Below are 12489 nucleotides of genomic sequence, written 5' to 3' on the forward strand. Positions count from 1 at the left end.
GACCCCGCCCTCCCGGGGCGGGTCGTGCCGGCCCGCCCCGGGGCCACCCGGCCCGCACGACCCGTCGGCCCACCGGGCCGCCTGCACGCGACGGCCCCCGGCCACTCGCCCTGCCGACCATCCCACCCAGGAGAACCACCCCTCATGACCCCCACGCAGCCCGCCCTCGTCGGACACCGGGGCGCCGCCGCCCTCGACCCCGAGAACACCGTGCGCTCCTTCCGGCGCGGCGTCGCCGAGGGCTCGACGCTGCTCGAGTGCGACGTCCACCTCAGCGCCGACGGCCAGGACGTGATCCTCCACGACGCGACCCTGGACCGCACCGCGCAGGCCGATTCCCCGCTGCGCACCGGCGCGGTCGCCGACCTGACCCGTGCCCAGCTGGACCGTGTGCTGGTGGGGGAGGGCGAGCACATCCCGACCCTTTCCGAGGTGCTCGAGGCGGCGGTGCGCGAGGACGGCACCCGGGTGCCGCTGCTGGTGGAGATCAAGGCGCCGGGCGCCGTGGAGCGGGTGCTCGAGATCCTCGCCGAGGAGTTCGGCGACGGCGGCGCGGAGGCCTGGACGGATCCGTCGGCCGCCCCGGCCGTGCTGCTCTCCTTCCACCAGGAGCCCCTGCAGCACGCGCAGCAGGTCGCGCCGTGGATCCCGCGGATGCTGACTACCACCGCGACGAGCCCCGAGTGGTGGCAGGCGTGCCGCGACCTCGGCGTCGCCCACGCCGGCGTGCGGATCGCCGACGCCCGCCAGGCCGACGTCGAGCGCGCGGCCGAGCTCGGCGCGGCCCTGAACCTGTGGACCGCACGCACCGAGGAGGAGCTCGAGCGGGCCCTCGAGCTCGGCTGCGACACCCTCACCGTCGACGACCCGGCCTGGGCCGCGGCGCGGATCGCGAAGCCCCTCCCGGCCTGAGCGGGGGCAGACTGTCCCCATCGACCGCCTCCGCTCGTCCCTCTCCTCCGACAGGAGCACCATGACCCCGCAGCATCCCGCCCGTCCCGCGATCGTCGGCCACCGCGGCGCCAGCGCGCACGCCCCAGAGAACACGCTCGCCGCGTTCCGCCGCGCGATCGAGGACGGCGCCCAGCTGCTCGAGTGCGACGTCCATCTCAGCGCCGACGGCCAGGTGATCGTCATGCACGACGAGACCATCGATCGCACCGCCGCGGCGGACTCGCCCCTGCGCAGCGGCGCGATCGGCGAGCTGACCCGCGGCGAGCTCGACACGGTGCTGCTCGAGGAGGGGGAGAAGGTCCCCTCGCTCGCCGAGCTGCTGGAGATGACCACCGTGCCCCTGTTCATCGAGGTCAAGGTCGCCGGTGCCGGTGAGGCAGTGGCCGCGCAGCTCGCCGCGCTCCCGGAGGACTCCCCGGCGAAGGCCTCCACCGTCATCTCCTTCCATGCCGAGGCGCTCGAGGCGATCCGTCGCGGCAGCCCTGGCACACCGGTCTCGTATCTCGTCGAGCAGATCACCGAGCAGACGATCCGGACCGCGAAGGACCTCGGCGCCGCGGGGATCGGCCCGGCGATCGACGGGCTCGCCCTCCGCGCCGCCCGCGCCGCGCACGAGACCGGTCTGCGCCTGAACCCGTGGACCGCGAACACCGCGGCCCAGCTCGAGGTGGCCCTCGCCTGCGGCGTCGACACGATCACCACCGACGACCCGGCCTGGGTGCAGCGCGAGCTCGACGTGCGGAGCTGACGTCCGGCGCGCCTCCTGCGCCGCCCCGGTCTCGCCGCCCGAGGCATCGCCCAGCCCGGCTCCGCCAGCCTGGTGGAGCTCCTGCGGCCGGCGGAGGTCGTGATCGCGCGCGAGGTCCGGCAGGGCGGGCATGACTACGCCTGGTGACGCCGCGGGCTCTCCGCGGCGTCTGCGACCCGGAAAAGCCCGCAGCCGCGCGCGTCCCACGGGAATACGGGGAGGGCGCCGCGCGTTGCACGCCCTCATGAAGGCCATCACCTACAGCAGCTACGGGGGCCCCGAGGTCCTCACCCTCTCCGAGCTCGAGGACCCGAAGGTCGGCCCTGGCGAGATCCTGGTCGACGTGCGCGCCGCGGGAGTGAACCCCGTGGATTGGAAGGTCCTCTCCGGCGGCCTCGACCCGCTGATGACCACCATCTTCCCCGTGATCCCCGGCTGGGACGTCGCGGGCGTCGTCACGGCAGTGGGCCTGGACGTCCCGGAGTTCTCCGTCGGCGACGAGGTCATGGCCTACGCCCGCAAGGACTGGGTCCAGGCCGGCTCCTTCGCCGAGAAGATGATGGTCCCGGTGCGCGCCGCCGCTCGCAAGCCCGACTCCCTCTCCTTCGCCCAGGCCGGCGCGCTGCCTCTCGCCGGCCTCACCGCCTACCAGTCCCTGCACCGTCTCGGCCTCACCGCCGGGCAGACGGTGCTGGTCCACGGCGCGAACGGCGGCGTCGGCTCCTTCGCCGTGCAGATCGCCGCTGCGGCCGGCGCCCGTGTGATCGGCACCGCCTCCGAGCGCAGTCACGAGCGGATCCGCGGCCTCGGCGCCGAGCCGGTGACCTACGGGGACGGGCTCGAGGAGCGGGTCCGCGCAATGGCCCCCGGGGGCGCCGATCTCGTCGTGGACTACGTGGGCGGCGTGCTCGAGCAGACCCTCGCCGTGCTCGCCCCCGGCGGTCGCCACGCCTCGATCGCCGACGACTCCGTCGCCGAGGCAGGCGGGGCCTACCTGTGGGTGCGGCCCGACGCCGGGGACCTCGCCGCGCTCGCCGAGCTGGTCGAGGCCGGCTCGCTGCGCGTCGACGTCGAGCGCACCTTCGACCTCGCCGACGCCGCCGATGCGTTCCGCGCGAGCATGGAGGGGCACACGAGCGGGAAGATCGTGGTGACCGTCGGGGAGTGAGGTATCCGCGGCGGGCCGTCGCGGGCGCGGGCGGATCGCGGGACTCGATGACTCCGTCGCCGGCATTGCCGAGCCCGACACGCTGAGGAGGAATGCCATGACGACCGTCGCCGGGTCCCCGCTGATCAGCCTGCGTCGCGGCGACATCACCCAGGTGGACGACGTCGACGCGATCGTCAACGCCGCGAACTCCACCCTGCTCGGCGGCGGCGGGGTCGACGGCGCGATCCATCGCGCCGCCGGTCCCGGCCTGCTCGCCGAATGCCGCACCCTGGGCGGCTGCGAGACCGGGGACGCGAAGCTCACCGGCGGGCACGACCTGCCTGTCCCGTACGTCCTGCACACTGTCGGCCCCATCTGGTCCGCCCGCGCCGACGAGGCCGGTCGCGCCCGCCGCGACGCCGAGCTCGCCTCCTGCTACCGACGCTGCCTCGAGGTCGCGCACGAGCACGATCTGCACCGCCTCGCCTTCCCCTCGATCTCCACCGGCGCCTACCGCTTCCCCCTCGACCGCGCCGCGCGCATCGCGATCGCGAGCCTGCGCGAGAGCGCGGCGCGGCTCGGCGGGCGCTGGGAGCTGCGCCTGGTGCTCTTCGACGACGAGACCCTCGCCGCCTACGAGCAGGTGCTCCGCGAGAGCTGACCCGGAGGGCGGCGAGGCCGACGCTCGGCGACGGGGAGAGGTGGCGTCGTAGAGTGGCGGCGGCGGGGGAGCGGCTACCGTCGGGGGATGACCGCGCCGTCCGACCCCGAGCCCGATGCCGGATCAGCCCTCGCGCCCGACTCCGCCTCCGAGCCCGACACCACCTTTGCTCACGCGACGCCGCGGACCCGTCGCCACGATCCCGGGCGCCGCGACCGCATCATCGACGCCTGTCTCGCGGTGATCGCCGAGTACGGGGTCGCCGGCACCTCGCACCGCCGTGTCGCCGCCGCGGCCGACGTGCCGCTGGGCTCGATGACCTATCACTTCGAGGGTATGGACGAGCTGCTTCGCGAGGCGTTCACCCGCTTCGCCGGGGAGGCCGCCGCCCGGGTCGAGGCCCGCACCGCGCGCGCGGAGACCCTCCAGGAGGCGCTCGCCGGCTTCGAGGCGAACATCGACCAGGACGTCTTCGGCACCCAGGGAGAGCTCGTGATCACCCTGGAGCTCTACACCCTCGCCGCCCGTCGGCCCGAGTTCCGCGAGATCACCAGCGCCTGGATGGCCCGCACCCGCGCCTGCCTCGAGCCCTTCGTCGACGGCGGTACCGCCGCGCTGCTGGACGCCCTCAACGAGGGCCTCGTGATCCAGAAGGCCCTCCACCTCCGGCCCCCGATGCCGGACCTCGCCCGCGAGGGCGTGGCCCGTCTGGCCGCCGGCGCGAAGGCGCGCCCGCGCCGCGAGGGCTGAGGGGGCGTGGCCCGGCGTCGGCCCGGGCCCGGCATCGGTGCCGGGCGCGAGCCCGTCAGCCGACGGTGCTCGGCTCTCGCTCCGGGACAGGAGTGCTGTGCCGTCGGGCGGGGAGTACCCCGGCCAGCAGCACCACCGCGAGGCCCGCCAGCGGCACCGACAGCAGTCCGACCCGCAGCCCGAACGCGTCGGCCACCAGCCCCACCAGCGGTGGCGAGGCGAGGAAGCCCAACCGCATCAGCCACGAGACCACCGTCAGTCCGGTGCCCGGACGCAGCCCCGGCAGCGCATCGGCCTGCGCCATCGCCGAGGGGACCAGGCTCGCGCTTCCCAGACCGGCCAGGGCGAAGCCGGAGATCGTGCCCGGCACGGAGGGGAGCGCCAGCGCAAGTCCCATGCCGAGCGCGATCAGCGCACCGCCGCCGCGCGCCACCGCCCGCTGCCCGAGGCGATCCACCAGCGGGTCCGCGAGCAGCCGGCCCACGAACTGCGCGCCGACCAGGGCGACGAACCCTGTGGCCGCGATCGTCGAGGCGGCACCGAGGTCGCGGGCGAGGTAGAGGGTGGCCCAGGAGTTCCCGGCGTCCTCGACCAGGGTCCCGGCGATCGCGATGAGCACGAGCGCGCCCAGCACCGCGGCGGTGCGTCCGCCGCGCGGGGCGCGGCGCTGTGCGGTGGCGTCGGCCGGGGCGTCGCTCGCCGCGGTGCCGCCGGGAGTCGTGCCGCCGAGAGCTGTCCCGTCGGCCGTCGTGCCGCCGGGGACCGTGCCAGCGGCCGTCGCATCGTCGGCCGTCGCGCCGGTGCTCTCCGTGCCCTCGGCCACGGCCGGGCCCGTCGGCGCTCCCACCGGATCGGCGACGTCGTCGACGTCCCGCCCCGGCAGCGCGGCACGACGCGCGAGCAGCGCGACCACGGAGAAGAGGATCCCCGAGAGCAGCAGATGGGTGCGCAGCGGCATCTCCAGCGCGATCGCCGCGGCGGCCATCGCCCCGCCGAGCACCGCGCCGAGTGACCACAGGGCGTGGAAGGAGTTGATCACCGAGCGGCCCAGATGCCGCTGGACCCGCAGGCCGTGGGCGTTCTGCGCGACATCGGTGAGGGCGTCGAACGCCCCCGCCGCCAGCAGGGCGAGGGCGAACCACAGCGCCCCGGGCGCCCAGGCGGCGGCCAGCAGCCCCGTCGCGGTGAGCACCGTGCCGAACGTCGCGAGCGCGGCCGAGCCGATTCGGCGGATCAGCGCGCCCGCGGCGAACCCGGCGAGGATCGCCCCGGCCGGGAAGGCGGCCAGCGCGAGTCCGTACACGGAGTTCTCCATCCCGAGCTGCGCCTTGACCTCGGGATAGCGGGGCAGCAGGTTCGCGAGGAGAGCGCCGTTGGTGAGGAAGAGGGCGCCGACGCTGAGGCGCGCGCGGCGCACGACGGGCACGGGAGGAGTCACTGACATGCGTACGAGCGTACGTAGCGAGTGGAGGTGCTGTCGCCGGACGTGCGACGGCCGTCGCGACGACGCTCGGCTGTGACCCCCGTCTCGCCGGTGCATGGCGAGACAGGAACGTGCATGTTCACTCACTGAACGTCCCGTGACCGCCCGACTCCGTACGCGTACTCTGGCCCCGCTCCGCCCTCCGACCCCGAGGGCCCCGCGACATCGGGCCTCCGGGCCCTTGAAAGGACTGCGATGCTCGACTCGACGCTCCAGGACACCTTCGACCGTGTGCTCCGCCGCAACCCCGGCGAGCCCGAGTTCCACCAGGCCGTCCGGGAGGTGTTCGAGTCTCTCGAGGTCGTCCAGGCCCGGCACCCCGAGTACCAGGACCACGGGATCCTCATGCGCCTGTGCGAGCCCGAACGCCAGATCATCTTCCGCGTCCCGTGGGTCGACGATGAGGGGAACGTGCAGGTCAACCGCGGCTTCCGCGTCGAGTACAACTCGGCTCTCGGGCCCTACAAGGGCGGCCTGCGTTTCCATCCGAGCGTCAACCTCGGCATCGTGAAGTTCCTCGGCTTCGAGCAGATCTTCAAGAACTCCCTGACCGGCCTGCCCATCGGCGGCGGCAAGGGCGGCTCGGACTTCGATCCGCACGGCCGGTCCGACGGCGAGGTCATGCGCTTCTGCCAGTCGTTCATGACCGAGCTGCACCGCCACATGGGCGAGTACACCGACGTCCCCGCCGGCGATATCGGCGTGGGCGCCCGCGAGATCGGCTACCTCTTCGGTCAGTACAAGCGCCTGACCAACAAGTACGAGGCGGGTGTGCTCACGGGCAAGGGCCTGGACTGGGGCGGCTCGCTCGTGCGCAAGGAGGCCACCGGCTACGGCGCGGCCATCTTCGCCGACGAGATGCTCAAGGCCCGCGGCAAGTCCTTCGAGGGCCGCCGCGTCGCCGTCTCCGGCTCCGGCAACGTCGCGCTCTACGCGATCGAGAAGTCCCGCCAGCTCGGCGGCATCCCCATCACCGCCTCCGACTCCTCCGGCTACGTCGTGGACGAGAACGGCATCGACCTCGAGCTGCTCCAGCAGATCAAGGAGGTCGAGCGCGGTCGCATCCACGAGTATGCCGACCGTCGCGGCGAGGGCGCCCGCTTCGTCAAGGGCGGCAGCGTCTGGGACGTCCCGGCAGACATCGCCCTGCCCAGCGCCACCCAGAACGAGCTCGACGCGGACGCCGCTCGGACCCTCGTGAAGAACGGCGTGCTCGCCGTCTCCGAGGGCGCGAACATGCCCTGCACCCCCGAGGCCGTCACCGTGTTCCGCGAGGCCGAGGTCGCCTTCGGCCCCGGCAAGGCCGCGAACGCCGGCGGCGTCGCGACCAGCGCGCTCGAGATGCAGCAGAATGCGAGCCGCGATGCGTGGAGCTTCGAGCACACCGAGGAGCGCCTCACGCAGATCATGAAGAACATCCACACCACCTGCCTCGAGACTGCCGAGGACATGGGTCGCCCCGGCGACTACGTGCTCGGCGCGAACGTCGCCGGCTTCCGCAAGGTGGCCGATGCGATGATCGCCTTCGGCGTGATCTGAGCCCCGCCGGGCCTGGCCCCACGGAGGCTCCTGCCCGCCGGGCAGAGTTGGGAGCCGATACCTGGTGGTCCGTCGGAGCCGCCTTGCACATCGATGGAGCGCCGGCGACCGCTATCGCGATCGCGGTCGCCGGCGCTCGATCGATGCCGCCCTGGCGACCGACGGGTGTCGACGCTGTTTTCCGGCGTTTCCATCACCGTCGTCGTGATGCGGCCTCCTAGCGGTCCTGGAAGCAGCCGGCCCGCATCGCTGAGCGCACCATCACAGATGCCCTGGTCGAGGACAAGATCCGCGACCTCGCCTGGAGGGCCAACCCCGTCACCGGGCAGGTCCAGATGACGCCCGAGGGCCTGTATGGACGTCGGAAGTGGGTCGCGCTGCTCCGCCGCCGGGAAGGCCTCGCGAGCACGTCCCGCGGGGCGGTGGACCGGGCGATGCGGACCCTCGGCCTCGAAGATCTCCGGCGGGCGAAGAAGCTGCGCACCACCCCGAAGCCTGATGGGAAACGGGCGGGTGACCTGCTCAATCGCGACTCCACGGCCCCGGCTCCGAACCTGGTCTGGGTCACCGATTTCACTTACGTGCGCACCTGGGCTGGGTTCGTGTACGTCGCGTTCGTCGTCGACGTGTTCGCTCAGCGGATCGTGGACCGGCACGCGTCCTCGAGCATGCGCAGCGATCTCGTCATGACGCCACTGCGGATCGCGCTGTGGCAGCGGGAACGCGAGGGAAACCAGGTATCACCAGGCTCTTTGGTGGCGCACAGTGATGCCGGATCGCAGTACCCGTCGATCCGGTGCACCGAGCACCTCGGCCTCGAGGGCATCGCTTCGTCGATCGGCACCGTCGGCGATGCCTTCGACAACGCCCTCATGGAGAGCGTCAACGGCCTGTTCAAGACCGAGTGCATCCGCACCACCGTCTTCCACGCCGGGCCGTTCCGGGCGCTCTCAGACGTCGAGTTCGCGACTGCCGGCTGGGTCGACTGGTACAACAACCGACGCCTCCACGGCTCCCTCGAGATGCTCACCCCGATAGAGTTCGAGACGCTGCACAACGAGGCCCTCACCCGAGAGCCCGCACCCACGAAGTAGCGGCAGAGAACCCGGGACGATTCACTGACAGCGCGGAAGGAGTCGACTTTTGACGACTCACAAGAGTGAACCCATCGGGACGACGCAAAGCCCGACGGGGGAGGTAGTGGTCGGGGTGGTGGCCGATCCGGTCGCCACCGCCCTGACAGTCGCGAAGCATCTCGAACGGGAACTGCCTGGCCTACTCGCCGAGCAGCTCTCTGACGGTCCCTGGAGAGTGGAGGTGCACCGAGAGAGGCTGCCTCCCAGTGACGAGAAGCGGTTCGAGATGATGGACCTGGCAGCCGAGCGTAAGCGGGAACATGGCTGGGACCTCGCGGTATGCGTGACCGACCTCCCACTGATGATCGACCGGCGCCCCGTCGTCGCTGACGCCGACCACACTCGGAACGTGGCGGTGGCTTCACTGCCGGCCTTCGGGGCCATGCGCCTGCGAAGGCGAGTTTCAGAGGTGGTGGCACAGCTCATTGGGGACATGCGCGGCGGGACCATTCCGGAGGACGGGTCCCAGGCGCATCGGCGGTCACGGGTCCCGGCTCTGGGCGGCGCCTTCGAGCGGACGACCCCAGACCAAGACGGGGTCGACGTCCGTATCTTCGCGAACCGCGGGCGTCTGCGGCTGCTCGTGGGAATGGTCCGGGATAATCGTCCGTGGCGGCTGGTCTCCGGTCTCCGAGGGGCGTTGGTGGGAGCGTTCGCGTTCAGCGCGTTCTATCTGTTGAACACCACGCTGTGGGAACTCGCACTCACCATGGCTGCGTGGCAGCTGGTCGCCGTCGTCGTCGCCTCAATTGCGGTGATGATCACTTGGCTCATCGTCTATCACCACCTCTGGGAACGAGCCAAAGATCTGCCGCCGCAGGAACGTGAGCGAACGGCGCTGTTCAACGCGTCGACTGTCTTGACCCTCGCTATTGGGCTGACGTGCGGCTATGCGGGGCTGTTCGTCCTGAACCTGACTGCCGCGCTGATCGTTTTCACTCCGGAGGTGTTCAGCCAGTACGCCGGAGACGAATACGTACTGGGCGAGTATCTCCTGGTGACCCTGTTCGCGACCGCTGCTGCGACGATCGCGGGTGCGATTGGGTCTGGCTTCGAAAGTGAAGAGTCGGTGCACGAGGCCGCCTATAGCTACCGGGAGCGCGCACGGCGCGAGGCGCGGCGCCGCTCACGCAGCGCAGAGAACAATAACAGCGCGGTCCACGACGCGGCGCAGAACGACGACACATCTCGTGCAGAGGACTCCGATGCAGGCCCGGACCGCTGAGGAGGCAATAGGTCGGCGGTGGATGGTGGGGCTGAAGTTCTTGGCGTACGTAAGCCCTGCCCGAATGAATGCCCGCTGAGGGATCCGTCAACGAGCTACTACTTTCGTTTTTGGTACGACATAGAAGCGATCACCATAGCCATAGGGACTGACGCACGTGTAGGTGTCACATGATCTGTGGCGCTGGCGGTGCCGATGCAGGGGCGTGAGGCCTCGGCGCACTGAGCCCCGGAGTGGAGTCGAGGCGGAGGTCCAGGGCCGGAGCGGACGGGCGGCCAGGTCGCCGAGCTCGCGACCACGGGGTGACGCCCGGCTCTGGGTGGCCCGCGCCATCCGTCCCCAATTGCGAAAGATTCTCATTCGCTGGTAGCTTCCTGGCATGCACCTGATGAGAAGCATTGTCATGAAGCGGCGCGCTGCCGCCCTCCTCGGCGCGGGCGTGCTCGCGCTCGCCGCCTGCGGCTCGGGCGTCGACGGGGGAGCCTCCGACGGCGGCGGTGACGGCACCGGCGCGACCGAGGCCCCGTCCTCGGACCGCACCGAGGTCGGCGCGCTCAGCCCCCGGATCGTCCTGGCCCATGAGGGCGGCGTCGTCACCCTCGACTCGGCCGACGGCTCCGTGCTGAACGAGACCCCCGTCGAGGGGTACGTGCGGCTGAACCCGGCCGGCGACGGTCGCCACGTCGCGGTCAGCGCGTCCGACGCCGTGACCATGTACGACACCGGCCTGCTCGCCCAGGGGCACGGCGACCACTTCCACTACTACGTCCAGGACCCGGCGCTCACCGACTTCTCCGTCGAGGCGCCGATGCCCGGCCACGTCGTCCCTCACGGCGACCGCACTGCGATCTTCGCCGACGGCAGCGGTGAGATCACCCTGTTCGACCCGACCGCCCTCGGCGAGGGCAAGCTCGACGTGCTCGAGGAGACCGCGACCGAGGACCCGCACCATGGCGTCGCCGTGCCGCTGTCCGACGGCGGGCTGCTCACCACACAGGGCACCGAGGATGAGCGCAGCACCGTCCAGGTCCTCGACGCCGACGGCAAGGTCGTCGCCGAGACCGACGACTGCCCCGGCGTGCACGGCGAGGCCGCCGCGAAGCCCACCGAGTCCGGCGACGTGATCTCGCTGGGCTGCGAGAACGGCTCGGTGATCTACCGCGACGGCGAGTTCCACAAGGTCGCGATCGACGGCGACTACCAGCGCTCCGGCAATCAGAAGGGCCACGAGGACTCCCCGATCGTGCTCGCGGACCACAAGGTCGAGGCCGAGCCCGCCGGCGGCATCGAGCGCCCCACGGAGATCGCGCTGATCGACACGCGCGACGCGACCCAGCAGCTCATCGACCTCGGTTCCCCGTACTGGTTCCGCAGCCTCGACCGCGGGCCCGACGGCGAGGCGCTCGTGCTCACCTACGACGGGGAGCTGAACATCCTGGACCCCGAGAGCGGCGAGATCCTCCACGAGGTCCCCGTGACCGGTGAGTGGGAGGAGGGCGAGAACTGGCAGGAGGCCGGCCCGATGCTCTCGGTCGCCGACGGCACCGCCTTCGTCGTCGACCCCGAGGCGAAGAAGCTCAGCATGGTCGACGTCGCCAGCGGCGAGGTCTACCGCGAGCTCGACCTGCCCGTCGTCCCGCACGAGATCCAGGTGACCACCGGCACCGCCTCCGGCGAGTACGAGGTCTCCCCGGGCGCGAGCGAGTCGAAGGGCGAGGAGGGCCATGAGGGCCACGACCACGCCGACGAGGGCCACGACCACGGCGCCAGCGATGCCGGGGGCGCCGAGGAGGGTCACGAGGGCCACGACCACTGAGCCCACGCCGCTGAACCGCGACCACCGGGCCGGGGGCGATGCCCCGGACCACCACCGATACGTGGCCCTGCGCTGGAACGACGACTCATTCCGGCACAGGGCCACGTTTCGATCGCGTGGTGAGGTGCTCCGCCCGGCAAGCGGGTCAGGACTCTTCCTCGCCGCTCAGAACCCCAGCTCGTCCGCCCGGGCGATGATCGCCCCGGCGGTGGAGATCGCCTGGTCCACGTACGCCTCGCCGAAGAGGTGCACGTGGGCGAGCAGGCCGAAGAAGAGGTGCGCGGGCAGGTCCTGCTCCCAGTCGCCGGGCAGCGGGTGCTCCTCGGTGTAGCCCTCGAAGATCTCCTCGAGGTGCGGGGCGTCGAAGAGGGAGAGCATCGCGAGGTCCTCGAGGCGGTGGCCGCCGTGCGCGGAGGGGTCGATGAGGGTCACCCCGTCGGCCGTCCACATAAGGTTCCCGGACCACAGGTCGCCGTGCACGCGGCTCGGCTCCTCCGTGCCCTGGCCGCTGATGCCGTCGTAGGCGCCGTCGGCGATCACGTCGATCGCCTCGTCGACGGTGTCGTGCCCGTCGGCGCCGAGGCTGCGGGTGACCTTGTCGGCCAGGGGGCGCAGCCGCTCCTCGGCCCAGTACACCGCGAACTCCTCCTCGACGCGGGTCGAGACGGGGAAGGGGTTCTCCAGCGGGCCGAAGAAGGCGGGGTCGGCGGGGGACCAGCCGAAGCCGGGCGCGCCGGCGTCGTGCAGGCGGGCGAGGCGTCGGCCGAACTCGCGGGCCGCCTCGGGGGTCGGGCCGACGGGCTCCAGGCGCGCCAGGCGCAGGGAGTCCTTCTCCTCCTCGAGCACCTCGACCACGGGGACGGCACCGGGCTCGGCGAGCCAGCGCAGGCCCGCGGCCTCGGCCGCGATGTGCCCCTTGGGGGCGTTCGATGCGTTCTTCACGAAGTCACTCATGGGCCCACCGTAAGCAGAGGGTGACGTGATCGCGCCACTGTGCAGGTGGGCAATGTGGTGGGGAGGACAGCCG

At 71.8% G+C, this 12489-nt stretch carries 10 protein-coding genes and 1 pseudogene; 9 read left to right on the forward strand and 2 right to left on the reverse strand.

The genetic code is table 11. The annotated features are described in order from the left end of the window. Nucleotides 1-144: 144 nt before the first annotated feature. The 5 genes from L3K22_RS09435 (at nucleotide 145) to L3K22_RS09455 (ending at nucleotide 4263) form a co-directional block, all read left to right on the forward strand. Nucleotides 145-912 (forward strand): glycerophosphodiester phosphodiesterase, encoded by a 768-nt coding sequence (locus L3K22_RS09435; RefSeq protein WP_263311160.1) that lies wholly within the window; start codon nucleotides 145-147, stop codon nucleotides 910-912. A gap of 61 nt (nucleotides 913-973) precedes the next feature. Continuing rightward, complete coding sequence (locus tag L3K22_RS09440; protein WP_263311161.1) at nucleotides 974-1702, forward strand: glycerophosphodiester phosphodiesterase; 729 nt, start codon at nucleotides 974-976, stop codon at nucleotides 1700-1702. Between the two features lie 244 nt (nucleotides 1703-1946). After that, the gene (locus L3K22_RS09445) at nucleotides 1947-2870 is read left to right on the forward strand and encodes an NADP-dependent oxidoreductase (protein ID WP_263311162.1); all 924 of its coding nucleotides are present in this window, start codon (nucleotides 1947-1949) and stop codon (nucleotides 2868-2870) included. Between the two features lie 97 nt (nucleotides 2871-2967). Then, on the forward strand, nucleotides 2968-3513 hold the full coding sequence (locus L3K22_RS09450) for an O-acetyl-ADP-ribose deacetylase (protein WP_263311163.1): 546 nt from the start codon (nucleotides 2968-2970) through the stop codon (nucleotides 3511-3513). An 87-nt stretch (nucleotides 3514-3600) separates the two neighbouring features. After that, entirely contained in the window at nucleotides 3601-4263 is a 663-nt protein-coding gene (locus L3K22_RS09455; protein WP_263311164.1) for a TetR/AcrR family transcriptional regulator, read from the forward strand. 55 nt (nucleotides 4264-4318) lie between these two features. Here the strand turns inward: L3K22_RS09455 and L3K22_RS09460 are convergent, their stop codons facing one another. Beyond that, entirely contained in the window at nucleotides 4319-5707 is a 1389-nt protein-coding gene (locus tag L3K22_RS09460) for an MFS transporter (RefSeq protein ID WP_263311165.1), read from the reverse strand. A gap of 234 nt (nucleotides 5708-5941) precedes the next feature. Between L3K22_RS09460 and gdhA the strand changes: the two genes are divergently transcribed. The 4 genes and pseudogenes from gdhA (at nucleotide 5942) to L3K22_RS09480 (ending at nucleotide 11462) form a co-directional block, all read left to right on the forward strand. Beyond that, nucleotides 5942-7285 carry an NADP-specific glutamate dehydrogenase gene (gene gdhA, locus L3K22_RS09465; protein WP_263311166.1) on the forward strand — a complete coding sequence of 448 codons (1344 nt, stop codon included), beginning with the start codon at nucleotides 5942-5944 and terminating at the stop codon, nucleotides 7283-7285. A gap of 221 nt (nucleotides 7286-7506) precedes the next feature. Next, nucleotides 7507-8379: pseudogene (locus tag L3K22_RS09470) on the forward strand (IS3 family transposase); the annotation flags it as partial. Between the two features lie 49 nt (nucleotides 8380-8428). Beyond that, on the forward strand, nucleotides 8429-9646 hold the full coding sequence (locus L3K22_RS09475; RefSeq protein WP_263311167.1) for a hypothetical protein: 1218 nt from the start codon (nucleotides 8429-8431) through the stop codon (nucleotides 9644-9646). Nucleotides 9647-10034: 388 nt separating this feature from the next. Next, complete coding sequence (locus L3K22_RS09480; RefSeq protein WP_263311168.1) at nucleotides 10035-11462, forward strand: hypothetical protein; 1428 nt, start codon at nucleotides 10035-10037, stop codon at nucleotides 11460-11462. A gap of 165 nt (nucleotides 11463-11627) precedes the next feature. On the opposite strand, the gene L3K22_RS09485 is transcribed toward L3K22_RS09480, so the two are convergent. Beyond that, a complete protein-coding gene (locus tag L3K22_RS09485) occupies nucleotides 11628-12416 on the reverse strand; it encodes a fructosamine kinase family protein (protein ID WP_263311169.1) in 789 nt (262 codons plus the stop codon). Nucleotides 12417-12489: the final 73 nt, after the last annotated feature.

The organism is Brachybacterium atlanticum (genome assembly GCF_025669985.1).
In the GTDB taxonomy this organism is placed as follows: Bacteria; Actinomycetota; Actinomycetes; order Actinomycetales; family Dermabacteraceae; genus Brachybacterium; species Brachybacterium conglomeratum.

Excerpts from the sequence above, each read along its gene's own strand:
- L3K22_RS09435 (WP_263311160.1), top strand. The coding sequence starts at position 145 with ATGACCCCCACGCAGCCCGCCCTCGTCGGACACCGGGGCGCCGCCGCC.
- L3K22_RS09440 (WP_263311161.1), top strand. The coding sequence starts at position 974 with ATGACCCCGCAGCATCCCGCCCGTCCCGCGATCGTCGGCCACCGCGGC.
- L3K22_RS09445 (WP_263311162.1), top strand. The coding sequence starts at position 1,947 with ATGAAGGCCATCACCTACAGCAGCTACGGGGGCCCCGAGGTCCTCACC.
- L3K22_RS09450 (WP_263311163.1), top strand. The coding sequence starts at position 2,968 with ATGACGACCGTCGCCGGGTCCCCGCTGATCAGCCTGCGTCGCGGCGAC.
- L3K22_RS09455 (WP_263311164.1), top strand. The coding sequence starts at position 3,601 with ATGACCGCGCCGTCCGACCCCGAGCCCGATGCCGGATCAGCCCTCGCG.
- L3K22_RS09460 (WP_263311165.1), bottom strand. The coding sequence starts at position 5,707 with ATGTCAGTGACTCCTCCCGTGCCCGTCGTGCGCCGCGCGCGCCTCAGC.
- gdhA (WP_263311166.1), top strand. The coding sequence starts at position 5,942 with ATGCTCGACTCGACGCTCCAGGACACCTTCGACCGTGTGCTCCGCCGC.
- L3K22_RS09480 (WP_263311168.1), top strand. The coding sequence starts at position 10,035 with ATGAGAAGCATTGTCATGAAGCGGCGCGCTGCCGCCCTCCTCGGCGCG.
- L3K22_RS09485 (WP_263311169.1), bottom strand. The coding sequence starts at position 12,416 with ATGAGTGACTTCGTGAAGAACGCATCGAACGCCCCCAAGGGGCACATC.